This window comes from Nonomuraea sp. NPDC050783, from assembly GCF_040802095.1.
GTDB lineage: Bacteria > Actinomycetota > Actinomycetes > Streptosporangiales > Streptosporangiaceae > Nonomuraea.
In genome coordinates this window covers 243,000-269,473 of record NZ_JBFAHK010000010.1, presented here as the reverse complement: position 1 = coordinate 269,473, position 26,474 = coordinate 243,000, and the positions used below count along the sequence as shown (strand labels likewise).

The following is a 26,474-nucleotide window of genomic DNA, read 5'->3' as shown; positions in this document are numbered from 1 at the left end:
CACCCCGCCGCGCGCGCTCCCGGCGCGCGGCAGCGGCACTGCCGAGAAGGCCGCGAAGATCTGCACGAGTCGCACCCGGACCGCGGTCGAGGACGTGCGCTTCGCCGCGCGGGCGAAGGGACTTCGATGACGAAGGCCAACGGCACCGGCCACCGTGCGCCCGACGCGGCCGGGCTTCACGCGGGTCCGAACGCCGGCACACCGCATGGGGCCGGGGTATCGATCGCCGGGGTGAGCATCGGTTTCGGATCCTTCGAGGCCGTGCACGACGTCTCGCTCGACGTCGCCGCCGGGGAGTTCCTGTGCCTGCTGGGCCCGAGCGGCTGCGGCAAGTCCACGCTGCTGTCGTCACTGGCCGGGTTCATCCCCGTACGACAGGGCCGCCTCACCGTCGACGGTGTGCCGATCAGCGGCCCGGACCCCGGGCGCGGCATGGTGTTCCAGAGCAGCGAGGCTCTTTTCGACTGGATGACCGTCCGGCAGAACGTCGGGTTCGGGCCCCGTATGCGGGGCAGGCCGAAGGCCGAGCAGAACGCCGTCGCCGACGAGTACCTCGGCCTGGTGGGGCTGAGCCACTGCGCCGACCGGTTCCCGGGGCAGTTGTCCGGCGGCATGCGCCAGCGCGTGCAGATCGCCAGAGTGCTCGCCAACGAGCCGCAGATCGTGCTGATGGACGAGCCGTTCGGCGCGCTCGACGCGCAGACCCGGCAGGTGATGCAGGAGGAGATGGCCCGGATCTGGGAGGCGTCCGGCTGCACGGTCGTGTTCGTCACCCACGACATCGACGAGGCCATCCTGCTCGGCGACCGCGTCGCGGTGATGACGGCCGGTCCGGCCGCGGCCATCAAATCCGTCTATGACGTGGACCTGCCGCGGCCCCGCGACGACACCGCGCCCGAGACGGCGGAGCTGCGCGCGCGCCTGCGCGCCGACATCGGCGAGGAGGTCCGCAAGGTGCTGCGGGACCAGGGCGTCGACGAAGTGAAGGTGGAGCGGAAATGACGATCGTGTCAGCGGATACCCCGGCGACCCCGCCGATCGAGCGGCGGCGGAGCGGGGCGACGACCGCGCGGTTGCGCACCGCGGGGCTGTTCGCCATATCGATCATCGCCGGCATCGGGATCTGGCAGGTGCTGTCGATGCGGTACGGCCCGGCGCTGGTCGCCTCGCCGAGCCAGACCCTCTCCTCCGCCCGGGAACTGGCCGCCGACGGCACGCTCACCAACGCGGTGATCGCCTCCAGCCGGCGCATCCTGATCGGCTGGGGTCTCGGCCTGGTCGTCGGCGTGCCGGTCGGGCTGCTCATGGGACAGGTGCCGTTCATCCGCCGGTTGCTGGACCCCTACATCGAGTTCTTCAGGTTCATCCCGCCGGTCGCGTTCGTCACGCTCGCCGTGGTCTGGCTGGGCATCGGCGAGTCGTCCAAGGTCGTACTGATCTTCTACACCTCGGTGTTCATCGTGACGCTGAACACGATCGCCGGGGTGCTGTCGGTGAACGAGACCAAGCTGCGCGCCGCCGCCGCCCTGGGCGCGGGCCGCTGGCAGGTGATGCGGTCGGTCGTCCTGCCCTCGACCGTCCCGCACATCGTCACCGGCGCCCGGCTGGCCATGGGCAACAGCTTCCTCACCATCGTTTCGGCCGAGATCGTCGCCGCGCAGGTGGGACTGGGCGCGCTCATCTGGACCTCACGCAATTACGGCCGTATCGACTGGGTATTTGTGGGCATCATCGTGCTGGGGATTCTGGGGTTCGTGTTCGACCGGGTGCTGCGCATCGTGGCGGCCCGCCTCCTGCATCGTTACGGGGTGAAGCTTTGAGTGGTGTGCCGAGGTCCTCGCGGGCGCTGGTCCTGGAGCGGTTCGGCGAGCCGCCCCGCCTGGTGTCGCGGCCGGTTCCGGACCGCCCGCCGCATCACACCCTGGTCCGGGTACGGGCGGCGCAGGTCAGCCATCTCGACCTCAACGTCTTGGACGGACAGTTCGGCATTCTCCCGGAGCTGCCTGTGGTGCCCGGTACCGAAGCGGCCGGAGTCGTGGTGGCCTCCGACGTTCATCCTGAGGGGACGGAGGTGCGGATCCGGGGCGGTGGCATCGGGCTGAAACGCGACGGCGGCTGGGCCGAGCACGCGCTCGTGCGGGACAAGGTCGTCGTGCCCGTACCGCCCGGCACCGATCCGGCATTGGCCTGCTGCTTCTTCTCCCCCGCCGGGACGGCGCAGGTCGCGGTGCACCAGGTCGCGGCGATCCAGCCGGGTGAACGGGTCGCGGTGACGGGCGCGGCCGGCGCGGTCGGGTCGCTGACCGTGCAACTCGCCGCCCGCGCCGGCGCCAAGGTGTTCGGGGTCGTCGGCCGTCAGGCCAAGCTGGGCAGCGTGCCACCGCCCGCCAAGCCGCTGCTGGTGTCCGAGCTGACCGCGGACGTCGTGGGCGGCCCGCTCGACGCGGTCATCGACACGGTGGGCGGCCCGGTGCTGACCACGGCGCTCGGGCTGGTGCGAGGCAGGGGCCGGGTCGCCCTGGTCGGTTACACGATGGGCCGCGAGCTTCGGCTGGACCTCGCGGATTTCCTGCTCGCGGACGTCTCGCTGCTGCCGGTCAACCTCATGACCCGCGGCGAGGAGGTCATGACGGACGCCGACCGGCTGCTGGCCGAGCTGAACGCCGGCGAGCTGACCCTGCCGATCGAGCGATACCCGCTGGACCGGCTGGACGAGGCGATCGGGCGGCTGCGCAGCGGCGAGGCCATCGGCAAGGTGGCGCTCGAGTTCGACTGACCCGCTCTCCCTTCGGTACGGCCCCGGCAGCTCATGCGTCCGGGGCCGTCGCTTTTCGAACGGCCCGCTCAGCGGACCGCAGCGCTATGGGCGGAACATCCCTCTCCATCACGATCGGCGCATGGACCTCATGCAGATTCGGCCGGCCCCGGAAGGGGCGTACGCACAGGCTGACGGCGTCACGTACCACTACATCGAGCTCGGCCAGGGCAGCCCGGCGATCTTCCTGCACGGCGGCGGGCCAGGCTGCACGGGCTGGTCCGACTTCGGGCAGGTGGCGCCGCTGTTCGCCCAGGACCGCCGGGTCCTGCTGGTCGACATCCTGCAGTACGGCAAGTCCGAGAAGCCCGTCATCAAGGGCCCGATGTGGGACTTCCACGCGGCCAAGACCGTGGCGCTCATGGACGAGCTGGGTGTCGAGCGCGCTGACTTCATCTGCAACTCCTGGGGCGGGACGATCGCGCTGAACCTCGCGGCCCGCTACCCTGCCCGGGTGCGGTCCCTGGTCATCACGGGCAGCCAGCCGGTCTGGCACGGCCCCCTCGCGCCGTTGCCCGAGCGCGGCCACCGGGGGCGCAAGGCCCGCGACCGCTACTTCGGCGGCACGGGCCCGTCCTGGGAGAAGATGCGCGAGCTGATGGCCCGCCTGGAGTGGTACGACCCCGACGCCATCCCCGACGCCACCGTCACGATGCGCTACGAGCAGAGCATCGACCCGGAGGAGATGGCGCTCGCCGCGGCATCTGACGACCCTCGCGGGGACTGGCAGGATTTGTCCGGCGTCCTCGGCGACATCCAGGCGCCGACGCTGTTCATGTGGGGGATGTACGACGCGTTCCTCACCCCCGACTACCCGCTGATGCTCGCCCGGATGCTGCCGAAGGGAAACCTGCACGTGATGGACCGGGCCTCGCACCATCTGCAGGAGGAGCGCCCGGCCGACTACTACAGCGTGGTGACCGGCTTCCTGGACCAGGAGCACTGATGGGCGGGTCGGTCGTGCGGGTCGTCGAGCTGTCCAGCCCGTTCACCCGGTTCGCGGGACGGCTCCTGGTCGGTCTCGGCCATGAGGTGGTGCTCGTCGAACCGCCGGGAGGTGACCCGGCCCGGCGGGATGTGTGGTCCTTCGCCCACTGGAACGCAGGCAAGCGGTCGGTCACCCTCGCCGAGGACGACCGCGCCGGGCTGCGGCGGCTGCTGGCGAGCGCCGACGTCCTGCTGGACGGAACGCCACAGGGCGCCTGCGCGCCCGGCCATCTCGTCCACGTCAGGGTCACTCCGTTCGGCTGCTCGGGACCGCGTAGCGGCTGGCAGGGCACCGATTTCGTCGTGGCGGCGCTCGGCGGGATGCTCGCCCAGGCAGGCGACCCCGGCGGGCCCCCGCTGACGTTGCCGGAGAACCAGGCCGAGCAACTCGCCGGAGTGAACGCGGCGATCGCCGTCCAGCTCGGGCTGCGGGCGCGGCGCCGCGGGAGCGCCGGGCAGCTCGCCGATGTGTCGGCCCAGGAATGCGTCGCCGCCGCCCTGGAATCCGGTGCGCTGGCCTATCTGCACGAGGATCGCGTGCCGCCGCGCCCTGGACGTGAGCATCCACTCGTCCCGCACGGCCTGTTCCGGGCGGCGGACGGGCAACTCGGCGGCGGGCTCGGCGGGAGCCCTCGCATGTGGGACGGGCTGCTGGACTGGCTCCGCGAGGAGCACGCCCAGGCCGACCTGGACGAGCCGCGCTGGCAGAGCCCCGTCGAGCGCAAGAAGGACCAGCGGCACGTCTTCGAGGTTCTCCAGGACTTCACGGGCAAGTATCCGAAGAACGAGTTCGCGGAGCGGGCGCAGGCGCGCAAGCTGCCCTGGGCGCCGGTGCAACGCCCGGACGAACTGCCCGGCGACCCCCAGCTGCGAGCCCGCGACTTCTTCGTGACGGTCCGCACCGTCGAGGAGGAGCGCACCGACCTCGGCTTCGGATTCGCCTTCCCCGAGGGACGGCGCATCGCGTCGCTCACCGTGCCGGAACCGGGCGCCCATCAGGCCCTGCTCAGCACGCCCCGCGAGCCGATCCCGGCCGGTGACGACACCTCGGACGCGCCCGCCCTCACCGGCGTCCGGGTGCTCGACCTGACCTGGGTGCTCGCCGGGCCGTACTGCACCAAGGTGCTGGCCGACCACGGCGCAGAAGTGATCAAGGTCGAGTCGCGGAACAGGCCCGACCCGACCAGGTTCGCCCCGTTCATGCATCTGTCGAGGCGCCCGTACACCGGCGTCGAAGACGACGCCTTCTTCAACGGCAACGGCTATTTCAACGAGGTCAACCGCAACAAGCGCAGTGTTGCGCTGGACCTGCGGACGCCCGAGGGGCTGGAATTGCTGCGCGAGCTGATCGCCACCAGCGACGTCCTCGTGGAGAACTTCTCCTCCAGCGTGATGACGAAGATGGGACTGGGCTACGACGCGCTGCGGAGGATCAAGCCGGACATCGTCTACGTGAGCATGTCGGGCATGGGTCACACCGGCCCGCGCAGCGGCTGGGTCTCCTACGCCGACACCGTGTCCGCGCTGTCCGGGCTCACCGGCCTGATGGGCTGGGCGCCGGACGACGTGGTCGGCGTCGTCTACGGGCACGGCGACATCGTCGCCGGTCTGCACGCCGCGCTCGCCACGGTCGCCGCGCTGGAGCACCGTGACCGCACCGGGCGCGGGCAGCACGTCGACCTGTCCCAGCTGGAGGCGATCGCCGCTCATATGGGCACCAGCGTGATCGCCTCGCAGCCGCCCGTGCCGCGCGGCAACACCCACCCGTCGTTCGCCCCGCAGGGGGTCTACCGTTGCCTCGGCCCGGACCGCTGGCTGGCCGTGAGCGTCCGTTCGGAGGAGGAGTGGACGGCGCTGCGCACGGTGATCGGCCGTCCTGACCTCGGCGACCGGCGAGCCGGGGAGGCCGGTGCGGCGATCGCCGCGTGGGCGCGCACCATGCCCGCCGACGCCGCCGCCGAACTGCTGCAGGCCGTCGGCGTGCCGGCCGGCGCGGTGCAGAACGGCCAGGACCTGGTCGAGCAGGATCCTCAGCTGCGGGCCCGCGGCTTCTACGTACGGGCGGAGCATCCGGTCGCCGGCGCCTTCCTGCACGAGGGAGTGCCGATCCGGCTGTCGCGTACTCCCGGCGGGATCCGGCGTACCGCGCCGCTGCTCGGGGCCGACACCGAGGCGGTCCTGCGCGACCTCGGGCTGCCGCCCGCGCGGATCGCGGCGCTGCGTGCGGCCGGAATCCTGCGATGAAGCAGCCGGCGACCATTCCCGGCCTGCTCACGGCGGCGGCCGGGCGCTTCGGTGACCGCCCGTTCCTGCGCGCGGAGGGGAAGACCCGGACGTACCGTCAGTCGGCGCAGGCCGCCGCCCGCACGGCGGGGGCCCTGGCCGGGCGGGGCATCCGGCCCGGCGACCGGGTGGCGGTCATGTCGGCCAACCGCTGGGAGTTCGTCGATCTGTTCCTCGGCTGCGCGTGGCTTGGAGCGACCTTGGTCCCGCTGAACACCGGGCTGCGCGGACGGGGCCTGCGGCACGTCCTGGACGTAGGCGAACCGGCGGCCGTGGTGGCCGAGCAGCAGTACGCGGACCTTCTCACCCGCTACACGGACAAGCTCTGGCCCATCGATCTGTTCCCCGGAGAAGCGGAACCGGTCTCCCCCGCCCCCGTTCGCCCGGGCGACACCGCGGCGATCCTCTTCACCTCGGGGACGACCGGTCCGTCGCGCGGGGTGCAGTGCCCGCATGCCCAGTTCGGCTGGTGGGGCGCCAACGTGGGCGACGCGCTCCGCCTCGCACCGCAGGACGTGCTCCACACCTGCCTGCCGCTCTTCCACATCAACGCCCTCGCCGCGCTGATGCAGGCCATGGTCGCCGGCGCATCGTACGTGCTCGGGCCGCGCTTTTCCGCATCCCGTTACTGGTGGCAGGTCGCCGACGCCCGGGCGAGCGTCGTCTACCTGCTCGGCGCGATGATCCCCATGCTCATGGCCCGGCCACCGGGCCCGCACGACCGTGCCCACCACGTCACCCGCGCGCTGGCCCCCGCGACGCCCACACACCTCTGGGAGCCCTTCCAGGAACGCTTCGGCATCACGCTCATCGACGGTTTCGGATCCACCGAGACCAACTACGTCATCGGCTGGGACGTGGGCGGCGGCGTCCCCGGCTCCATGGGGACCGTGCGGCCGGGATTCTCGGCCCAGGTCGTCGATGAGGAGCTCAACCCGCTGCCCGACGGCGTACCCGGCGAGCTCGTGGTGCGCAGCCACCAGCCGCTGGCCTTCTCCACCGGCTACGTCGGGGACCCGGTGGAGCTGCCGGGCTCGTGGCGCAGAACCGGCGACCGTGTCGTCCGCGATCGGGACGGGCGGTACCGTTTCCTCGACCGCATCAAGGACGTGATCAGGCGCCGAGGTGAGAACATCTCCTCGCACGAGGTCGAGGAGGCCGTCCGCACCCATCCCTGCGTCGCCGACGCGGCCGCGTTCCCCGTCCCGTCCGAGCTGGCGGAGGACGAGGTCATGGTCGCGGTCGTCCCGCGTCCTGGGTGCTCCCCGGACCCATCCGACCTGATCGCCCACTGTGAGCGCGACCTGCCGCCGTTCGCCGTGCCCCGCTACCTCGAGATCGTCGCGGACCTCCCTCTGACGGAGACCGGCAAGGTCCGTAAGGTGGCACTGCGCGAACGGGGAGTGACGCCCGCCACCTGGCGGCGCTACTGAACCCCACGAGTCCGCACCATGGGCAGCGGTGATCGCTGTCATGCGCAGGACTGAGTTCTGTGCGGCCCGTCTCACTGTTTCACTCGGGACAGCGTCAGTTGGCGGCCGCACTTTCCAACGGAAGCTCAGGTGCTGCATGAAAAGAACCAGGAGACTGAGCATCCTTGCCGACGGCGCCGTGCCGGCGTTTCTGACGACGTCTTAGTCCTGTACCGCTCGAATTTCGCCGATCATTCCTGCACCTACAGGTTTCCGGCGGATGGATCGCAGGTCGTCGAGGCCGGTCACGTCAGGGGAGGGCCGCGGCGCAAGGTCCGGAGACCGTCGGCGCCGGGACTGGTGCGGCCGGTGTCCGTTGTGAGGGATCAGATACTCCTGCAGCACGCGGGCCAGATGGCGTTCATTGAGGATGAGGATCCGGTCCAGGAGTTTTTTCGCGGAGCATCTCGCCGGCGGCGCGTACCGCGGCCCCGGACGACGGCGCGGGAGCCGGCCAGTCCGGCTTCCCACCACGCTCGTCAGCGGGTGTGCTGAGCGGTGGGGCGCAGGCCCTGGCCGCGGTTCCGGATCGAGGTCCGCCACCCGCTTGCGCCCTCCACCGGGGCGTCGAACCCGGCCCAGCGGCTCCTGTCCCGACTCCAGTTCCTCCACCCCGCCCGACACCGCTCATCCAGATGCGGAAGGACTGCCTCGAACTTCGCCGCCAGCATCGTCACCGTTTCCGCCGCCACTGCAAGCCCCTAGATGACGTCCGGGTCGCCGGCCTGCCGGGCGAGCTCGTCGGGGGTCCGCTGGGCGGCGGTGCTCGGATTGGTCACTGCAGCAGACTGAATCGTGCCGGTAGGCGCGTCACGGTCGCTGCGCCCGCGGGCGAGGGCCAGCTGGGCCTCGATCCTCGCGATGAGTTCGCGGGCGGTGAAGGGCTTCACGATGTAGTCGTGGGCGCCGGCGGAGAGCGCGGCGACGGTGGAGTCGGTGGCGGCGACGGCGGTCAGGAGGATCACGGGGGTTCCGCGGTGGCGCTCGTGTGAGCGGATGCGATGCAGCAGTTCGAGCCCGTCCAGCTCGGGCATCATGACGTCGGTCAGGACGAGGTCGACCCGCTGCGTGTCGAGTTCGGCGAGGGCGGCCTTGCCGTCGCCGACGGCGATCACCTCGAACCGGTCGGCGAGCAGCCTGGTGACGTAGCCACGCAGGTCGGCGTTGTCGTCGACAAGGAGCACCGTGGCTCGCCGGCCCGGCGGCGGTGGGGCGGCGTCGGCGATGCCGGAATGCCTTCCGGCACCGGCCAGCCACAGTTCGGCTTCGTCGACGACCGCCTGACGGTAGGCCTTCCGGACGTCCGGATCGGGACGGTGCTCGGCGGCGGCGCGGGGTTGCGCCAGTGGCACCCAGACGGTGAACGTACTTCCCTGGCCGACGCGACTGCGGACGCGGACGCTGCCCCGGTGCAGCCGCACGAGCTGCTGGACCAGCGCGAGCCCGAGCCCGGAACCCTCGTGGCCACGCGCCTTCGCGCCGCGCACCCGGTGGAACCGTGTGAACAGGTTGCGCTGGTCGGCCTCGGGGATGCCGACGCCGGTATCGGTGACGGTGAGCTCGGCGTGTTTGGGCTGCAGCCGCAGGGTCACCGTGACGCCACCGGTGAAGGTGTGCTTGAGCGCGTTGGAGAGCAGGTTGAGGACGATCCGCTCCCACATGTCGGGGTCCACGGGGAGCGGGCGGCCCAGCGGCGGGCAGTCGACGTCGAGGGTCAGACCCGCGGCCTCGAACGAGGAGCGGAACAACGCGACCAGGCCGGCGGTCAGCGCGGCCAGGTCGACATAGGCGAACCGAGGGACGACAGCGCCCTGCTCGGCCTGCGCGAACTCCAGCAGGGTGTTGACCAGCTTGAGCAGCCGCAGGGCATTGCGGTGCGCGAGTCGCGCCGCGTCGGCGTGTTCGGGCCGCAGGTCGGACCCCGCCTCGATCAGCTGCTCCAGCGGGCCGAGCAGCAGCGTGAGCGGGGTGCGGAACTCGTGGCTGACCCCGGTGAAGAACTCGGTGCGGGCCCGGTTGAGCTCGCGTAACGCGGCGATCCGGGCTGCGGCGTCGGCCCGACGCCGGGCGGCGAGCACCGCCGCGCCGATCCGGTCGGCGACCAGTGCCAGGAAGCTGCGGTACTCGGCGTCCAGGGGGATGAGCGGGTTGATCCCGGCGATCACGACCGCGGCCGGGACGTCGTCGTCGCGGCGACCGGCCGGCAGCACCAGCGCCCTGTCCGGCACCGACTCGGCCGCAGCGGTGTCCTCGGCGGCAGGCAGGGCCGTCCCGAAGCGAGACCGCAGGTCGTCGACCTGCCACGGCTCGCCGCTACGAAGCGCCGCTGTCACCGGCCACGGCGAGCTCACCCGCCCGTTGATGCGCCGGGGGGCCATCTCAGCTCCAGGCGCCGGGCCTGCTGCGCCGGCCAGGTGCAGCTCGGTGCCGGCCGAGTCGGGCAGGTAGACAAGAGCGAAGGCGATGTCCGCCGGGTTGTCGGCCAACACTGCGGTGAGCCGTGCTGCCACCGCCGTCTCCCCGGCTTCGTCGTCGACCGGCACCGCGGCCAGCTTGTCGAGCAGGTTCAGTCGCCGGTTGGCCCGGACCTGGCCTGTGGTTTCGATGTAGTTGGCGAACGTCCCGGCGATGCGGCCGCGTTCGCGCAACGGGCTGTAGCACACGGTGTAGAAGTGCTCCTCCAGCCGCCCGTCGAAGCGGAGCAACACGCGCTGATCCGCGTAGGTCACCGCGCGCCCCGCGCCGGTCGCCTCGACCACCGGGCCGAGAAGCTGCGCGGCGGCCTCCGGGTAGTCCTCCAGGATCGGCCGCCCCAACGACGCCGGGTGCCGGTCGCCGATCACCGGCACGGCCGCGTCGTTGTACAACTGCGCGTGTTGCGGCCCCCAGAAGACGTGCAGCGGCATCTCATTGGGCAGGATCATCGCCAGCACGGTCAGCAGCTCGGACGACCACGTCTCCACCGGACCCAGCGGGGTCGCCGCCCAGTCCGTGCGAGCCATCGCCTCGCCGACCTCGCCGCCCAGGGCGAAGACCGCCTGGGCGGCCGGCACGCCGGGCAGCGGCAGCGGGAGCCCGGCGCCGAGCGCGTCGTCGAGCAGCCGGGGGATCTCGCCCAGGGGCAGCTCCAGGTCCGCCAGGCCGGCCGCGACCACCGACCCCGGCATCCCGTAGGCCAAGCTCGTGGGCTCGTCCTGAGCGAGCACGGTGCCACCGGCCCCGCGCACCGCCTGGGCACCAGCGAGGCCGTCGTGCCCGGTGCCCGTCAGAACGATCGCCAACACCGCCGGCCCCAGCGCGTCGGCCGCCGAGCGGAACAGCTCGTCAACGGATCCGGAAGAGATTTCCCGGTCGTGTGTCCTGGCGGTCAGCGTGCCGTCCGGCTCCAGCCGAAGCGTTCCACGCGGCGGGCACAGATAGACCCGGCCAGGCTCGGCGGCCTCGCCGTCAACGGCGACGGTGACCGGCAGCCGCGAGGTTGCGCCCAGAACCTTGTCCAGCATCCGGGAACCCGGGCCCGCGTGCTGCGCGACCAGCACCGGCACCCCGATCCTGGTTCGCAGGCTGCCCAGGACCACCTGCAGCGCTTCCACCCCGCCCAGCGAAGCGCCGACCACCAGCGCGCGGTAGCGTCCCCCATCCGGCAGGTCAGCAGCATCCGGTGCGACCATGCGGTCAATACTGCCCCGGCCAGGGCATGGCCGGAAGACCGATCAGCGCGAAGGCTCGCCCGGCCGTGGCCCACAAGCTCAACGTGATCAAAGCTCCCACAACGGCCACGGCGTGGTGGGCCACCGGGCTTCGACGCCCAGCAGTCCTACCCCGCTGTGCGAGACGTGCCCGTCTCACAGCGAACCGGCCACGGAATCGCCGCAGGTTCGTCGTCGACGCAGGCCGTTTCCCCATCGCCGGCGGTCTCGATGAGAACGACATCGAGCTCGGCGAGGCCGATCCAGCATGGGTGCGGCACCCACTGGGCCGTGACACGCGGCCTGACCAGGTCGGTCTCCGGTTGATCTCGATGACCGGCAGCGGGGTCGCCGCGGCCGGTCCAAGGCGGCCTGGCCGTCGTCGGCGAGTACCTCATCGCCTTCCACCACGCCGGTGAACGAGGACGAGGTTCGCTCGCGGTAAGGTTCTGGCGGACTTTTCTCGGATGGGGCGGCACGGGTGGGTAAGACCGATGAGCTGGTCAGCGCGGCGCTGGGGGCGCTCGCCCGCGAGGATCAGGCGGCCTTCGACTCCGCCGCCGCGTTCCTGGCCGACCGGGACGACGCCGATCGCGTGCTGGTGGAGGTGGCGAGCCGGGCGATCTCGGCGTTGTGGCGCAACGGCTGGCAGCCCGCCGACGTGGTCAGGATCGCGGCCAGGCGGCTGACGGACTGGCACGGGCGGGTGGCGGCCGACCTCGTCGCCTGGGAGATGCGGGCCTACGCGCCCGCCACGGTGGACGAGCGCTGGCGCGACCAGCTCGCCGCCCTGGAGGCCGCGGTGTGGTGGAAGGGCGGCTACCTGGCGGCGCGGCAGGCACGCGACGGAGCGGGGGCCGGCCGGTTGATGACCGTCTCCGGCGTGCTGGAGCTGCTGGGACTGCTGACCGGGCTGCCCCGGCTGGAGTCGTTGGGCCCGCCGCCCGGGACCGCCCGCCGTACGGTCCGGGCACGCCCGCACGCGGTCAGCGAGAAGACGCTCGCGCGGGTGCGGGCGCTGCTCGCCAAGGCGGAGTCGACGACGTACGAGGCGGAGGCGCAGACGTTCACGTCGGCGGCGCAGAGCCTGATGGCGAAGTACAGCATCGACGCGGCGATGCTGGAGGCGCGGTCAGGCGGAGGCGAGGCTCCGGCGGGTATCCGGGTCGGCATCGACGCGCCGTACGAGCAGCCCAAGGCCGTGCTGCTCAACCTTGTCGCCGAGGCCAACCGGTGCCGGGTGATCTGGTCGCAGGAGCTGGGGTTCGCCACCGTGCTGGGGTTCTGGGCGGACCTGTCCTGGGTGGAGGTGCTGTTCACCTCGCTGCTGGTGCAGGCGCAGACCGCGCTGGTGAACTCGGGCACCAAGAAGCACGGCACCGGCCGGTCGAGGAGCAAGGCGTTCCGCCAGTCGTTCCTGTCGGCGTTCGCCTCCAGGATCGGCGAGCGGCTCGCCGAGGCCACGGCGGCCGCGGTCGCTCAGGAGAGCGCCAGCCGGGGCACCGACCTGGTGCCGGTGCTGGCGGCCCGCGAGCAGGAAGTGGAGCAGGCGGTCGAGCGTATGTTCCCCCACCTGGTCTCGCACGCGGTCCGCACGTCGTGGGACCGGGAGGGCTGGGTGGCCGGCCGTACCGCCGCCGATCAGGCCGACCTCGGGGCGCGTGACCGATAGCGCTCCGGGTGCCGGATCGCCGTCCTCGGTGTCCTCCCCGGTCCTGGGGGAACACAGCTTGACCGGGCTGCTGTCAGGTGAGCCCTGTCCGTCCGGGCCTTGGCTGCGTTTCCCACTGCTTCAAGGGGTGATCGTGCGTGCTCGTACGACGTCCCGTAGGGCAGGCAGGTGGTCGGTGACGGTCCGGACATGTGCGGACAAGGCCCGACATAGATCGCCGTCATTTGTAGAGCGCCTTCCCGCGACGCCCCCCGCCCGAGCCGCTGCCCCCGGGCGGTCTCCGTCCCGGGGGCGGCGGCGCGCGGCGGTGGGGTCAGGTCGCCGCGGGCCGGCAGGTGCGGTCGCCGACGAACACGTCGTCGACGGCCCACCAGCCGGACAGCTGGCCCCGGTAGTGGAGGCGGACCCGCACGTCGGCCCGCCCCGCCGCGTCCGGCAGCGGGACGACGTGGACGGCCGGTCCTGGAGCGCCGGGGAAGCCCTTGGCCGACCACACGGTCTTCCAGGTACGGCCCCCGTCCACGCTGAGGTCGACGCCGGTCGTGGAGTTGACCGCCGGCTTCAGGTCGTGGGCGAACTCCAGGGTCGCCGAGGTCCGGGCGGTCAGGTTGTAGGAGGGGCTGGTCAGGTAGGTGTCCTGGAGGTGGCCCTTGCCGGAGTGCAGGGAGTCGACGATGGCGAACCCGCCCGCGCCGCCGGTGTGGTTGCCCCGCCCGCCGGCGTCGGTGAAGACCCAGCCGGGCTGGTAGGCGTAGTTGGGGATGCGGGGATCGACGTTGGTGACCGTCCAGCCCTTGGGTGCCGCGGCGCCGTCGAACGGCTCGGTGCTGCCGTCGCGGATCACCTCGTAGCCGCGGGCCACGCAGGACAGGGAGACGGTCAGGCCGAGGTCGAGCCGCCGGCCGGTCTCGCCCATGGTGACCTGCTGGACGGACGGGTCGTAGCCGGGCTCCGTGGCGCGGGTGGTGAGGGTGTAGGTCCTCGACGGGAGCAGGGACAACGTGTAGGCGCCGGTGGCGGGGTCGGACTCGGCGGTCCACGTGTGGCCCTTGCCGTCGTCGGCGGTGATCTTCGCGGCGAGCCCCCTGCCGAGGCCGGAGCCGTCGGAGACGGTGCCGGTCAGGTTGATCCGCTCGGTTCGCGGCAGGGCGACGTCCAGGGTGAGGGAGCCGTCCTTGGCCAGGGTGGCGGTCTTCGTCGTGGTCTGGTAGCCGAACGCCTCGGCCTTGAGCTGGTACTCCCCCGCGACGAGGGTGTAGCGGTAGGTGCCTTCGGCGCCGAGGGTGGAGGTGCGGGTCAGCGGGCCGGTGAGGGTGACGGTGGCGCCCTCGACCGGCCGGCCGGTGGTCGCGTCCGTGACGGTGCCGGCCAGCGTGGCGGTGCCGCGCGTTCCGGCCTCGACCAGGGCCAGGGCGTCGAGGCGGCCTTCGCCGTAGACGGCGTTGTCGGCCGCGGTGCCGCCGCAGGTGGTGTCCTCGGTGTCGATGGCCGACAGGTCCAGCAGCAGGCGGGTGGCCGTGGTGTCGCGTACGTACTCGGGGCGGGCCGACCACAGCAGCGCGACCGCTCCCGCGACGTGCGGCGCCGCCATCGAGGTGCCGTCGAAGAACGCGTAGGCGCCGCCGGGCACCGAGGAGCGGACGCTCACGCCCGGTGCGGAGATGTTCGGCTTGATCTCGCCGTCCTGGCCGGGACCGCGGCTGGAGAAGCTCGCGATCTTGTTGTTGACGTCGTACGCGCCCACCGAGTAGTTGATGACGCGCCCGCCGGGCGTTCCGGAGGTCTGGCAGGCGGAGCCGTCGTTGCCGTTGGACCAGATGCCCATGATGCCGGAGGCCGCCCAGGCGAGCTGGATGTCTTCCATGAACGGCTGGGTGGTCAGCCTCGCGCCCCAGGAGTTGTTGACGATGTGCGGGCGCTTGGACGCGTCGGGGTTGGCGCCGGTGGAGTCGGTGGGCGCGAGCATCCACTGCGAGGACGCGACGAGGGCCTCCTCCGAGCACTGGTCGGTGGTGCAGCCCTTGGCGGCGATCCAGCGCACGCCCGGGGCGACGCCGATCTGGTTGCCCTGGCCGTCGTCGCCGGCCATGGTGCCCATGGTGTGGGTGCCGTGGGAGTTGTTGTCGCACGGCGCGCCGCCCGGGCACTCGCTCAGCGGGTCGTACCAGTTGTAGTCGTGGGTGAAGGTGCCGTCCCCGTTGTTGCCCCGGTAGCTCCTGGCCAGGGCGGGGTGGTCGTACTGGACGCCGGAGTCGATGTTGGCGATGACGATGTCCTCGCCGCGGCGGCCGGTCCGCGCCCACACGTCGTCGGCGTTGATGTTGGACACGCCCCAGGTGAGGCCCGTCGCCGCGGCGGCCCCGGCGGGCGTGCTCCGGATCGGCTCGGGGATGGTGTACGTGACGGGCGCGCGGATCTCCTCGACCCCGGGTAACTTCGCGATCTTCCTGGCCAGCGCCTGCGAGGCGTTCTTCACGTAGACGGCGTTGGTGACCCAGAACGCCGTGGACTTCACTCCCTCCGCCTTGAGCAGCTTGCGCAGCGGCTCCTGGTCGCGGTCGGCTCTGGCGTGCAGCCGCTCGACCACGTCCCGGCCACGGGCGGCGGGGCCGGCGATCTTCTTGGCGGGGGCGAGGTCGGCCTTGCCCGACATGCGCACCCAGAAATCCGTGGTGGCTCGCGCGTCGAAGCTCGCCAGCACCTCCGGCGCGATCACCGGATCGTCCGCGGCGGCCCGTGCGGGGAGGGCGCCCGACAGGGCGGTGGCCACCAGGGTCAGGGCGCACGCCAGCGCGGGCGCCTTTCGGGGAACTCTCACGTCACTCACTCCCGCAGCTCAGGTGGGCGATCAGGCGGCGCGGCAGCAACTGCGGGTAGCCGATGTCGGAGGGCACTGTCCGGTTGGAGCTTCCGGTCACCCACACGTCGTCGGGGCCGCTGCCGTCCACGTCGTGGAAGATGAAGCCGAACGCCTCCGGCTGCTCGCCCTGAGGCTTGGCCTCCTGCCAGGAGGCGCCGTCCCAATGCCACACGTGGAACACGCCCATGCTGCTGTCGTTGGTGAGGGCCCACAACTGGCCGGGGGCGGGGGCGTACAGCTTGAAGATGTCGCCGCCGTAGGGGCCCGGCTCGGGCACGGGCACGGTGGTCCAGCTCCGGCCGTCCCAGTGGAGCAGGAGCGGTCTCGGGCTGCTCTGGCTGCCGGAGATGCCGGCGACCCAGACGTCGTCGGGGCCGGAGGCGTCGAGCGCGTACAACATGCCTTCCGCGCCGGGGTCCGGCAGTGCGACGTCGATCCAGGCCGTCCCGTCGTGGCGCAGGACCATCGGCTGGTACGAGCCCGTCCGCTCGTTCTTCTGGAAGCCGGCGGCCCAGACGCCGCCGCCCGGCACGGCTTTCACCGATCTCAGATCGGCGGAGGCGCGGCGGGCCGCGGGGTGGTCGACCGTCGTCCACTCCGTGCCGTCCCAGCGCTGGATGAGCGCGCCGCCCGCCGGCCCGTCGACGCGGCCCACCGCCCACGCCCGGGAGGAGTCCAGCGTGGCGACGCCCTCCAGCCAGGACGGTCCGGTCTCCGGGCTCTGCGACGCGCCCGCCGTGGTGAGCGTCCAGCGGCCGCCGTCGAGGCGGGCCAGCACGCCTGTCCCGTCCGGCTGGAAGGGGCCGTGCAGGTTGACCAGTGACCAGCCGCCGGCGACGTCGAACGAGCCGGCGCCCACCTGGAAGAGGCTCGCGGTGCGCGGGGGCACAGGGATCTGGGGGCCGTTCTCGACCAGCGAGCGGCCGTTCCAGCGCAGCGACCGGGCGCCCTCCTCAAGCTGCTCGGAGAAGCGCACGTTGTCACGCGAGATCACGTCGACGTCGACGACGCCCTCGCTCGCGGGCGCGTCGAGCATCGTCCAGGTCGGTACGCAGCCCGTCCCGGCGGTGGCGGGAGCCTGAGTGGCGGCGGTGGCGGCGGTGCTCAGCAGGGCGGTCAGGCCGACCGCGACGGTGGCCCGGCGCAACCGCCTGCGGGGAGGTCGTGGTGTTCGCATCAGGGTTCTCCTAGAAGGCGCCGGTGCCGTTGGGGGTGCCCATGCCGCTGGGCCCGTCGTAGCCGCGCACCGCGGTGCAGATCTTGCCGCCGCCGCAGGCGCCGTTGCTTCCGGCGATGATGTCGTTCAGGTACGGCGAGGCGGCGTAGAGCCGCTTGCCCGCCGGGACGGCCGAGTCGGTGCCGGCCAGGCCGTACACGCCGGCGATGAACGCCGCCGCGACGGGGGTGCCCGCGGCGGTGCCCCAGCCGCCCAGGCTGGTGCTGTAGACCTGGACCGGGGTGTCGGAGGAGGCCACCGCCGCGACGTCGGCCACGGTGCGCCGGCTTCCGCACGCTCCGGCCGGCTGCCAGGCCGGGCGCGGGGCGTACATCGAGCAGCCGGAGGCGGTGTCGCGCCAGGCGGACTCGTTCCAGCCGCGCGTGGTGGCGGGGTCCCGGTAGAGCTGGGTGCCGCCGACGGCGATCACCGACGGGTAGGCGGTGGGGAGGATCTGGCGGCCGCCGCTGTTGAAGCCCGCGCCGGAGGGGGCGACGACGGTGGTCGGCGCGTGGTCGAAGTGGGCGGCCAGGGCGTTCTGGCCGTCGTACTCGGCCACGCCCCACATGGGCACGACCGCGGTGGCGCCCTGCGCGGCGGCCTGGTCCACGGCCGCCGCCATGCTGGCCAGGGACGGGTCGTCGGCCTGCACCAGCAGGAGCTTGCAGTTCGGGCAGGCCGCCGCGGCGAGCTGCAGCCCGACGCTGCTGTGCACCGCCCAGGCGGGGCTCGGGGCGGGCGGGGTGTCGCCGCCCCGCTGATTGATCTTCTTGAAGCAGGGGAAGTCGGCGTCGCACGGGGGCATGCCGTTCGCCTTGCGGTACTCGGCCAGCTCGTCCCCGGCCTCGGGGTTGTCGTACGGGGTGACGACGGCCACGCTCTGGCCGCCGCCCAGCCAGTCCGAGGGCAGCCGGTAGGCCTCCTGGAGGTCCCCGGCGGTCAGCGGGCCCCGGCCGGCGGTGACGCGCGGCAGCGGCTGGTCGCCGCCTCCCGTGCCGGCGCGCAGGAGGCACGTCGCCGGCCCGGTGTCCTTGGCGTCCTTGGGGCAGGCCGGGCTCGTGGCGGGCGGCGCGGCGGCAGCGGCCCCGATGGAGGCGGCCCCGATGGAGGCGGCCGCGGCGGAAGGGGTGAGCAGGGTCAGCGGGGTGATCGTGGTGAGCAGCGTCGCCACCACGCCCCCGAGCTTCGTCCATCGACGGGTGCGCATGTCAGGTCTCCCGGTCAGCTGGCGAGCCGGTAGGCACGGATGTTGGTCTGGGTGACGGTGCTGCCGTCGCCGGCTCCCGCCTTGACCCGCAGCGACACCCAGCGGACCGGCTCGGAGTACTCCGGATGCGTGATCGGCGCGGAGAACGTGCCGTCCCGCCTGGGGGTGGCGGTCTTCGGAGCCGACCAGGTCCTGCCGTCGTCGTACGACACCTCGACCGTGGCCCGCACGCCCGTGGGCCGGGCCTGGTGCTCCTGGCGCGAGACCCGGAACGCGACCTCGAACGGCTGCCCGGCCCTGGCTCGGGAGTCCAGGCCGAGCGACAGGTTCCAGTGCACGAACAGCAGCGGCAGGAAGGAGCACGGGCGCGTGGATTCGGCGCACTGCACGGTGCGGGGCAGCGCGGCGGCGGCGTCACGCGGGCCGCTGCGGAAGGTCCACTCGGTACGGCTCGGCGACTGGGAGTTCGCCCGGCTGGCGAAGTCCCACACCAGGCGGTAATCGGCCGGGCGCGGTGCCAGCGGCAGCGACAACGGCATGGGCAGGTAGGGCGTGTAGCCGCCGGTGCCCAGGTCGAAGGCGAGCTTGCCGTCCCGGTAGAACGTCGTCCGCGACGTGGCGTACGCCTCCGACGTCGAGTGCAGCGGCGCCGAGTCGGCGAACCCGTTCAGGTAGACCGTGCCCAGCGAGCCCTGCCTGCACGCCAGGCACACCTGCAGCCACGGTTTGTCCACCCTGCTGCCCGGGCCTCCGACCCCGAGAAGGGTCTCCTGCACGTAGGTGGCGGCCGCCGACGGCGTCCGGGGGCCGAGGTTCCACACCTCTCTGATCTCCTGGCCGGGGCGCAGCTTGCGGCGCTCCCCGAGGATGACCTCGTTGGTGTCGGCGGCCATGACGTGCTGCCAGTACGTCTCGTCGGGCCTGGTGCTGTAGACGTAGTCGACGCGCTCGCCGGCGGCCGGCAGGAAGCCGTGGCTCACGTCGGACCACCCCCACGGCAGGAACACGAAGGACGCCCGGCTCACCGGTCCTGGCGAGGCGGCGTCGGAGGCCGTGTTGTAGAGCGTGGAGCGCACCGCGGCCAGCTCCGACTTCCTGACGACCGGCGTCAGCCTGCCCGGCACGGCGTCGCCGTAGGCGAACACCAGCTTGTACGTCGCGCCCATCTCGGGCCCCGAGTCGGCGTTCTCGGCCAGCAGCGTGAAGCCCGTGAACGTGAAGTCGCCCTTCCTGACCGGCCTGGTCGGGGTGACGTAGAGGTCGGGGCTGCCGGTGACCGGGTCGGAGTAGGTCCTCCAGGTGAAGCCCGCGATCAATCCTGAGGGGCTGACGCCCGTCTCGTCTCCCGCGGCGCTGGTGCGGACGAACGACAGGGATTCGGAGCGGATCAGCGGCGCCTGCGGCGGCGAGGCCAGAGTCGGCCGGTAGCGGACCGCCTTCCTGGCGTCCAGCACCACGCTGGTGTCGGCGCCGACCCGCACCTCGGGCTCGATCACCAGTGCCGTCTCCGACGTGAGGTCGGTGGCCGGGGCCGTGAGCACGCTGGCCATGATGCTGTAGGTGCCTTCCGGCACCATGAACGACTTCTTGCCCTCGCCCGGGTAGGTGAAGGCGAAGGTGGCCAGGGCCCCGTCACTGACGTTCTGGACGGCTCCGATCATCGTGCCGGGCGTGCCGTCCCTGGCGATGGAGTCGACGGTCAGCATGTAGTAGCTCAGCTCCCCGCCGGATGCCTTGGCCGCGGGCGCGTCGGCGGCCAGCGGCGAGGGCGGCGGCTCGGGAGCGCCCTTGGGGGCGGCCAGCTCGATCCGCTCGATTCCGGGCAGTGTGCCGACGGCGTCGCCCTTCGCGCCGCGCCAGGTCTCGGCCAGCAGCCTGCCGAGCGCCGGAGCCTCCTTCTTGGTCACCGTCGCGGTGGCCGCGTTGCCGGTGGCGGCGGTGACGCTGGTGGCGGGCAGGGCCTCGGCCTGGGCACGACCGGCCCGCACGGTGACCGGGAGGGTGGCGCTGCGCTCGTCGTCCAGCTTGGCCCGCACCAGGTAGCCGACGTTGAACAGGCGCAGGTCGATGGTCTTGCCGAGGTAGGGCACCACTTCGGACGGCACGACGTAGGTGTCGCCGCCGATGGTGAACTGCGAGAACGTGCCTCCGGCCGGGCCGCCGCCGGGGAGCCTGCTGACCTGCTGGCCGCCGCGCTCGTCGATGTCGACCTGGAAGCGGTCACCGGTCAGCAGGGTCACCGTCGAGGTGCCCGTCTCAGGCGCTCTGGTGGCGGGGCCGGCGGCGTGGGGGGTGGGGTCCAGCGGCGGGGCGGCCGCGGCGGGCGCGGCGCCCGCCGCCAGCGCCAGTGCCAGCACCAGGCCGGCCGTGGCCAGGCGGGGAAGGCGTGGAGAGCCTAACCGGTGGTGGATTGTCATCTCTGTCCCGCTTTCTGACCGCGCCTGTACGGCAGGCGCACGACGTGCTGGTTCACAGCGGCTCGTGTGCGCCGTCGGGCGCCGCCTCACCCAGGAGGCTCTCCTCGGAAACGGCGTCCGGCCCGGCATCGGGCCCAGCGTCAGACACCGCGTCCGGCCCAGCGTCAGACACCGCGTCCGGCCCAGCGTCCGGCTCGACATCCGGTTGATCGTTATGCATGAAGATCAGGATCGGACGGGCCCGCCGACGTCGCGAGTCGGTAAATCACCCAATTAATAGGGAAAAGCAATCTATGTCGGTGTCTCGTCCAGCAGTCCGTCGGCGGCGGCCGTGGTGACGAGGGCGGTGCGCGTGGGGACCGACAGCTTGCGCATGGCCGCGCTGAGGTGGCGCTCCACCGTACGCGGCGACAGCGTCAGGCTCTCCGCGATGCGCTTGTTGGTCCATCCGAGCGCCACCAGACGGACGATCTCCACCTCGCGCGGGGACAGGCGGTCGCCGTACCCCTTGCGCCCGCCGCGCCACGGCCTGGCCACCTCGACCCCCTGCTCGCGCAGCAGGTGAGCGACCCGGTCGGCGTCCCAGCGCGCGCCCAGCGCGGCAAGCTTCCGCTGGCTCTCCGCCAGCACCGTCAGCGCCCGCTCGCGCTCGCCCGCGTCGAGCAGGCGGCGGCCCTGGCGCTCGGCGGCGAGCAGCCCGTCGTAGGGGCGGGGCAGCGCCGCCCACATCGCCGCGGCCCGGCCGAACAGGCCCGCCGCCGGCCCCGGGTCGGCGGTGACCATGGCCTGGCAGGTCACGACCGCCGCGGCGGCGGCCGGAGCGTCACGTCCCGCCATCCCGGCGGCGAAGGCCCCCGCCAGGCCGGCCCGCTCCTCCGTCCGCCCGACGGCCAGCAGCGCGTCCAGATGGACCGGCAGCAGCTCCGTGGCCCACAGCCACACGTCCTTGCGGGCGATCATCTCCAGCATCGGTCCGGTGATCTCCACCGCGGCCTCCGGCTCGCCGCGCGCGAGCAGGATCCGGGCCAGCGCCACGTCGGGGAAGATGAACGGGTCCGCGTGCCCGCGCGCCAGGCTGGCGGCGAGGACCTCGCGCAGCCGCTGCTCGGCCCGCTGCGGTACGCCGCGCGCCAGGTCCAGGCAGCCGAGGATCATGCGGGCCTCCAGGCGGGTCGCCTCGTCGGCCGTCTCCGAGCCGGCCAGCTCGGCCGCCACGTCGTCCAGGCCGTCCCAGTGCCCGTCGTGCCAGGCCAGGTGAGCCCGCGCCAGCCTCAGCACGTCCTCGATCCGGCGGTAGCCCGCCCGTTCCACCAGCGCCGCGGAGGAGTCCAGGTAGGCGCGGGCGTCGTCGTGCCGGCCCCATAACGTACAGAACTGACCGACCATCAGCCGCCCCCGGGCGATCTCCTGGCGCTCCAGGCGGCTGTCCCCGTCGGCGGGAAGGGCGCGCGCCACGCGCCAGCCGTCCTCCTCGCCGAGGCAGAGCAGCGCCGCGGCCTGGTTGGACAGGAACGCGGCCCGCTCGGCCGGCAGGCCGACCAGCGGGAAGAGGCGTTCCGCCCGGCCGGCCCACTCCAGGTGGCGGGCCCGCGGCCAGGCGCGGATCATCGGGTTGGCCAGCAGGAGCATGGCCTGGACGGCGAGTTCGGGCCGGTCCTCCAGATCCGGCATGGCGGCCTCCAGGCCGGCCATCGCGGCCTCGAACTCGCCGAGGTGGAAGCGGAGCCGCCCCAGCCGCAGCCCGAGCTCCCCCCTGGCCTCGGCCGGCAGCCCGGGATGCGCGAGCGTCTCCTCCAGCGCGGCGCGCACCCGCTCCCCCAGCCCCAGCAGCGGCTCGGCGGTGACGGAGACAGCCGCGCCGAGCCGCCTGGCCAGGCGCACCAGGCGCTCCACCGGGTGGTCGGCGGCGGTCAGCAGGTCCAGCATCATGGCGACCGTCGTGTGGCCGTCGCCCGCCTCCATGGCGAGCTCGGCCGCCGCCTCGGCGTAGCGGCACCACTCCTCGACGTCGCCGGACTCGCGGAAGTGGCGGCACAGCCGTACGACGGGAGGGTGCTCGCCCTCGCTCAGGGCCAGGGCCGCGCGGTGGTGCAGCCGGCGGCGCGACGGGATGGGGGTCGCCTCGGCGACCGCGCGCGAGGCCAGAACATGGTTGAAGCCGAACGTGCCCCGGCCGGCCTCGCGCAGCAGGCCGGAGGCGAGCGCGACGGCCAGGCCGTCCCGGACGGAGGCCTCGTCGAGGCCCGCGACCGCCGCGAGGAGCGCCTCGCCGGCGGGCGCCTCCAGCACGGCGGCGGCCTCCAGCACGGCGCGGGTGGGCGGGTCGAGCCGGGTCACGCGTTCCAGGACGGAGTCGCGCACCGTGGGCGGCACGCGCAGCTCCTCGGTGATACGGCGGCGCCAGCCGCTCTCGGCCCGGAAGATGTCGCGCCGGGCGCGCAGCAGGCGTACGGTCTCCTCCAGCGCGAGCGGGATGCCGCCGGTGTGCTCGTGCAGGAAGGCCGCGAAGTGGTCGGACACGTCGGCGGTCGCGAACATCGACTTCACCAGGGCGCCGGTCTGCGGCACGTCCAGCGGCTCCAGCGCGATGCGTTCCCAGGACATGTTCCTGGGCGGGCGCGAGGTCAGGCGCAGCAGCGGCGAGCCCTCGCCGACGTCGAGCGGCCGGTAGGTGACCACGATCGAGCGCGCGGCGCCACGCGAGGTGGTGAGGGTGAGCAGCCAGTCGAGCGTGGCGGCGTCCGCCCAGTGCGCGTCCTCGACCACCAGCACGTCCACTCCGAGCGCGTCGATCAGCTCGCCGAGCGCGCGGAAGAGCCGGTGGCGTGTCTCCTGCGGGTCGGGCAGCACCTCCAGCGCCGGCGGCAGCCACGACGCCCACTCGGGGAACAGCGTGCGCAGCGCACCGGCGAGCGGGCTCAGCGCCAGCTCGCCCAAGCGCTCGTGGAAGGCCCGCAGCCCGTCCACCACCGCGCCGAGCGGGAACGGCTCCCGCAGGGGCGGGCAGGCGGCCATCAGCACGGTACGGCCGCGCAGGCCGGGATCGGCCAGGCACTCGTCCAGCAGGCGGGACTTGCCGATGCCCGCCTCGCCCTCGACGAGCACGAGGGCGTGTCGTGACACCGCGGCGACCATCGCGGCCATGGCGTCGTCGCGGCCGATGAGCGCCGGCGGGAGTGCGTCCGAGGGCGCCTTCCGCCGAACATGAGTTTCGTTCATCCCTTTATGGGTGTATATATCACGCCCGAACCCGCAAGGGCCGCCGCGAACGGGGACCTCGCCGCACACGGCCGGCCCATCAACGACGCCGCATGGCGCGACGCCCTTGACGCGGCTCCGCCGGGGACCACGCCCTCCACGAGGTCCACGGAGCGGTCACCCGGGCCTCCCGGCGCATCCGGCCGCGCGCGGCGCTTCACCGCCTGGATCACCGCCGAACGGCCCTCCGACTGATCAATCGAGCTTGTCGTTGTTCGTCATGCTCTGGACGGCCACGCCGGTGGACATCAGAAAAACCCGGTTGGTCCGCGCCCGCTCGCTTGGGCCGCGGCAAGTGATCACGAAGGAGACAGGGCAGTGAGCGATGTCAACGAGCTGGACGCCACCATCGCGGCGGTGCGGGACCGGTTCGGGGGTTGACGTTCAGCTCGGGCGGGGCCGCCGACGCCCACCACGACGTCGCCCGGTTCACCCGGCATCTCGGCACGGCGCGCACAACACGGCCGTCATCGGCGGCCGGACGGTCGAGTACCCGGCCATCTACCGCGTGGTCCTCGACAAGTCGGGCGACGCGGTGCGGGGCGGCGCTACTACGACCGGTACGCCTGGTTCGCCCCCATCGCCACCGGCGAGCTGAAGCTGGACAACCTGTTCGCCGGCATCACCGACGCCCCGGCCGCTACCGCACCCCCGGCGCAGAGGCCGGCGGCCGGGTCGGCGCAACGGGTCGGCGCAACGGGTCGGCGCGACGGGTCGGCGCGACGGGTCGGCGACGGCCGCCTGGAGCCGGCCCTCAGCCGAGGAGGGACAGCGCCTCCAGGGCGGCGGGCAGGTCCCGTTCGACGACGACGTCCCTCATGGCCGCGGGAGACAGGAATCCGTCGGCCGCGATGGTGTCGAGCGCGGCGAGCAAGGGGGTCCAGAAGCCGCCGGCGTTGAGGAAGCCCACCGGTTTGCGGTGGAAGCCGAGTCGGCGCCAGGTCCACACCTCGAAGATCTCTTCGAGGGTTCCGAGCCCTCCGGGCAGGGCCAGGAAGGCGTCGGACTTGTCTGCCATGATCGCCTTGCGCTCGTGCATCGTCTCGCAGACGTGCAGCTCGGTGATGCCGTCGTGGGCCCATTCGCGCTCGACCATGCTGCGGGGGATCACGCCGATCACCTCGCCGCCGGCCTTGAGCGCCCCGTCGGCGACCGCGCCCATGAGGCCGGCGCGCCCGCCGCCGTACACCACGCCGATCCCCCTGGTCGCCAGCTCACGGCCGACGCCGGCGGCCAGGTCCGAGAAGGCGGAGGCGGCGCCGGGCGTCGAGCCGGTGAAGATGGCGATGCGCTTCATGCGTCCCCCTTGCGGATGCCGGGCGGCGGCGGAATTGTAGCGTTCTCATATAAGGGATAGGATCCCATATATGAGAACCGCGGAAGACCTGGAGACCCGGCTCGCCGGGCGGCTCGCCGACTTGCGGGTCGAACGCGGCTGGTCGCTGGACGAGCTGGCGGCACAGGCGGGCGTGAGCCGTTCGACACTGTCGCGGCTGGAACGCGCGGAGGTCAGCCCGACGGCCGCACTGCTGGGCAAGTTGTGCGCCGTCTACGGACGGACGATGTCGCAACTTCTCGCCGAGGTGGAGTCGGAGCCCCCGCAACTGATGCGATCCGACCGGCAGCAGGTGTGGCGGGACGAGGAGTCGGGCTTCACCCGGCGCTCGGTGTCCCCGCCGCACCCCGGGCTGAAGGGCGAGGTCACGGAGGGCCTCCTGCGGGAGGGGGCCGACATCCCGTACGACAGGCCGCCCGTACCGGGCCAGGAGCAGCACATCTGGGTGCTGGACGGCACGGTCGAGCTCACCGTGGACGGGCAGCGGCACGTCCTCCGGAAGGGGGACTGCCTGCGGTTCCGCCTGTGGGGGCCGACGCGCTTCCGCAACCCCGGCCCCGGTGCCGCCCGCTACGCCGTGCTGGTCGTCCTGCCGTGAAACACCGTCCGAGGAGTGAGATGAACATCGTCGTGGACGACCTGTCCGGCCCGGAGATCGCCGCTTTCCTCAACGAGCACGTCGAGGAGATGAAGTCGATAACACCGCCGGAGAGCGTGCACGCCCTCGACCTCGACGGGCTCCGCAGCCCCGGGGTCACCTTCTGGTCGGCCATGGACGGCGGCTCGGTCGTGGCCTGCGGCGCGATCAAGAGGCTGGACGCGGCGCACGCCGAGCTGAAGTCGATGCGCACCGCGTCCCACCTCAAACGCAGCGGGCTCGCGTCCCTGATGCTGAAGCACATCCTCGCCGAGGCCAGGCGCATGGGCTTCACCCGGCTCAGCCTGGAGACCGGTTCGACCGATTTCTTCCTGCCGGCGAGAAGGCTCTACGAGAAATTCGGCTTCGACTACTGTGAACCCTTCGCCGGTTACCGGCCCGACCCGCACAGCGTGTTCATGACGAGACTCCTCTGATCGAGCCCGCCCGAGCCGAACGCCGCCCCCCGTGTCAACCCCGAAGGAGCGGGAGGGGTTCTGGCGGGTGACGCCGATCACCTTCCCACTGGCCCCCGTCGTCCTGGTAGCGGAAGTAGCCGTGGGGGTGCGGCCGCGGCAGCTCCGGCGAGGCGCCCGGCGGCACCGTGTCCCGCAGCTTGAGCGGG

The 26,474-nt window shown here is 72.6% G+C and carries 16 protein-coding genes; 9 read left to right on the top strand and 7 right to left on the bottom strand.

Annotation, left to right across the window (positions count from 1 at the left end; genetic code table 11):
* Nucleotides 1–231: 231 nt before the first annotated feature.
* The 6 genes from AB0H75_RS26950 (at nt 232) to AB0H75_RS26925 (ending at nt 7,518) form a co-directional block, all read left to right on the top strand.
* Nucleotides 232–1,002, top strand: coding sequence for an ABC transporter ATP-binding protein (locus tag AB0H75_RS26950; RefSeq protein ID WP_367800704.1), 771 nt, complete (start codon nt 232–234; stop codon nt 1,000–1,002).
* On the top strand, nt 999–1,820 hold the full coding sequence (locus tag AB0H75_RS26945) for an ABC transporter permease (protein WP_367800702.1): 822 nt from the start codon (nt 999–1,001) through the stop codon (nt 1,818–1,820). Before AB0H75_RS26950 ends, AB0H75_RS26945 begins: the two co-directional genes overlap by 4 nt.
* 5 nt (nt 1,821–1,825) lie before the next feature.
* A complete protein-coding gene (locus AB0H75_RS26940) occupies nt 1,826–2,776 on the top strand; it encodes a zinc-binding alcohol dehydrogenase family protein (RefSeq protein WP_367800811.1) in 951 nt (316 codons plus the stop codon).
* Nucleotides 2,777–2,897: 121 nt separating this feature from the next.
* A complete protein-coding gene (locus AB0H75_RS26935; RefSeq protein ID WP_367800700.1) occupies nt 2,898–3,761 on the top strand; it encodes an alpha/beta fold hydrolase in 864 nt (287 codons plus the stop codon).
* Nucleotides 3,761–6,046, top strand: a complete 2,286-nt coding sequence (locus tag AB0H75_RS26930) for a CoA transferase (RefSeq protein ID WP_367800699.1) — start codon at nt 3,761–3,763, stop codon at nt 6,044–6,046. Before AB0H75_RS26935 ends, AB0H75_RS26930 begins: the two co-directional genes overlap by 1 nt.
* Nucleotides 6,043–7,518 (top strand): AMP-binding protein, encoded by a 1,476-nt coding sequence (locus tag AB0H75_RS26925; RefSeq protein ID WP_367800697.1) that lies wholly within the window; start codon nt 6,043–6,045, stop codon nt 7,516–7,518. The genes AB0H75_RS26930 and AB0H75_RS26925 overlap by 4 nt, the downstream gene beginning before the upstream one ends.
* Nucleotides 7,519–8,258: 740 nt before the next feature.
* On the opposite strand, the gene AB0H75_RS26920 is transcribed toward AB0H75_RS26925, so the two are convergent.
* Nucleotides 8,259–11,228, bottom strand: coding sequence for a chemotaxis protein CheB (locus AB0H75_RS26920; RefSeq protein WP_367800695.1), 2,970 nt, complete (start codon nt 11,226–11,228; stop codon nt 8,259–8,261).
* A 499-nt stretch (nt 11,229–11,727) separates the two neighbouring features.
* Here AB0H75_RS26920 and AB0H75_RS26915 point away from each other — a divergent pair, with 499 nt between their 5' ends.
* Nucleotides 11,728–12,918 (top strand): DUF2786 domain-containing protein, encoded by a 1,191-nt coding sequence (locus AB0H75_RS26915; protein WP_367800694.1) that lies wholly within the window; start codon nt 11,728–11,730, stop codon nt 12,916–12,918.
* 313 nt (nt 12,919–13,231) lie between these two features.
* Here AB0H75_RS26915 and AB0H75_RS26910 read toward each other — a convergent pair whose 3' ends face one another.
* The 6 genes from AB0H75_RS26910 to AB0H75_RS26885 form a co-directional block, all read right to left on the bottom strand.
* A complete protein-coding gene (locus AB0H75_RS26910; RefSeq protein WP_367800692.1) occupies nt 13,232–15,736 on the bottom strand; it encodes a S8 family serine peptidase in 2,505 nt (834 codons plus the stop codon).
* A 1-nt stretch (nt 15,737) separates the two neighbouring features.
* A complete protein-coding gene (locus AB0H75_RS26905) occupies nt 15,738–16,955 on the bottom strand; it encodes a hypothetical protein (protein ID WP_367800690.1) in 1,218 nt (405 codons plus the stop codon).
* A gap of 10 nt (nt 16,956–16,965) precedes the next feature.
* Complete coding sequence (locus AB0H75_RS26900; protein ID WP_367800688.1) at nt 16,966–18,201, bottom strand: hypothetical protein; 1,236 nt, start codon at nt 18,199–18,201, stop codon at nt 16,966–16,968.
* Between the two features lie 14 nt (nt 18,202–18,215).
* Nucleotides 18,216–20,618, bottom strand: a complete 2,403-nt coding sequence (locus AB0H75_RS26895) for a hypothetical protein (protein WP_367800686.1) — start codon at nt 20,616–20,618, stop codon at nt 18,216–18,218.
* A 291-nt stretch (nt 20,619–20,909) separates the two neighbouring features.
* Nucleotides 20,910–23,837, bottom strand: coding sequence for an AAA family ATPase (locus tag AB0H75_RS26890; RefSeq protein ID WP_367800684.1), 2,928 nt, complete (start codon nt 23,835–23,837; stop codon nt 20,910–20,912).
* Nucleotides 23,838–24,630: 793 nt separating this feature from the next.
* Nucleotides 24,631–25,173 (bottom strand): TIGR00730 family Rossman fold protein, encoded by a 543-nt coding sequence (locus AB0H75_RS26885; protein ID WP_367800682.1) that lies wholly within the window; start codon nt 25,171–25,173, stop codon nt 24,631–24,633.
* 70 nt (nt 25,174–25,243) lie between these two features.
* On the opposite strand from AB0H75_RS26885, the gene AB0H75_RS26880 reads away from it, so the two are divergent.
* Together AB0H75_RS26880 and AB0H75_RS26875 are read left to right on the top strand one after the other, a co-directional pair.
* Nucleotides 25,244–25,810, top strand: a complete 567-nt coding sequence (locus AB0H75_RS26880; protein ID WP_367800680.1) for a helix-turn-helix domain-containing protein — start codon at nt 25,244–25,246, stop codon at nt 25,808–25,810.
* Nucleotides 25,811–25,830: 20 nt separating this feature from the next.
* Nucleotides 25,831–26,286: a GNAT family N-acetyltransferase gene (locus AB0H75_RS26875; protein ID WP_367800678.1), complete on the top strand. Its 456-nt coding sequence runs from the start codon at nt 25,831–25,833 to the stop codon at nt 26,284–26,286.
* The last annotated feature ends 188 nt before the right edge of the window (nt 26,287–26,474 follow it).

What these genes read in the sequence shown, in the direction of transcription:
- AB0H75_RS26900 (WP_367800688.1), bottom strand. Translation starts at nt 18,201, where the DNA reads ATGCGCACCCGTCGATGGACGAAGCTCGGGGGCGTGGTGGCGACGCTG.
- AB0H75_RS26930 (WP_367800699.1), top strand. Translation starts at nt 3,761, where the DNA reads ATGGGCGGGTCGGTCGTGCGGGTCGTCGAGCTGTCCAGCCCGTTCACC.
- AB0H75_RS26895 (WP_367800686.1), bottom strand. Translation starts at nt 20,618, where the DNA reads ATGACAATCCACCACCGGTTAGGCTCTCCACGCCTTCCCCGCCTGGCC.
- AB0H75_RS26890 (WP_367800684.1), bottom strand. Translation starts at nt 23,837, where the DNA reads ATGAACGAAACTCATGTTCGGCGGAAGGCGCCCTCGGACGCACTCCCG.
- AB0H75_RS26925 (WP_367800697.1), top strand. Translation starts at nt 6,043, where the DNA reads ATGAAGCAGCCGGCGACCATTCCCGGCCTGCTCACGGCGGCGGCCGGG.
- AB0H75_RS26880 (WP_367800680.1), top strand. Translation starts at nt 25,244, where the DNA reads ATGAGAACCGCGGAAGACCTGGAGACCCGGCTCGCCGGGCGGCTCGCC.
- AB0H75_RS26935 (WP_367800700.1), top strand. Translation starts at nt 2,898, where the DNA reads ATGGACCTCATGCAGATTCGGCCGGCCCCGGAAGGGGCGTACGCACAG.
- AB0H75_RS26905 (WP_367800690.1), bottom strand. Translation starts at nt 16,955, where the DNA reads ATGCGAACACCACGACCTCCCCGCAGGCGGTTGCGCCGGGCCACCGTC.
- AB0H75_RS26920 (WP_367800695.1), bottom strand. Translation starts at nt 11,228, where the DNA reads ATGGTCGCACCGGATGCTGCTGACCTGCCGGATGGGGGACGCTACCGC.
- AB0H75_RS26885 (WP_367800682.1), bottom strand. Translation starts at nt 25,173, where the DNA reads ATGAAGCGCATCGCCATCTTCACCGGCTCGACGCCCGGCGCCGCCTCC.
- AB0H75_RS26945 (WP_367800702.1), top strand. Translation starts at nt 999, where the DNA reads ATGACGATCGTGTCAGCGGATACCCCGGCGACCCCGCCGATCGAGCGG.
- AB0H75_RS26875 (WP_367800678.1), top strand. Translation starts at nt 25,831, where the DNA reads ATGAACATCGTCGTGGACGACCTGTCCGGCCCGGAGATCGCCGCTTTC.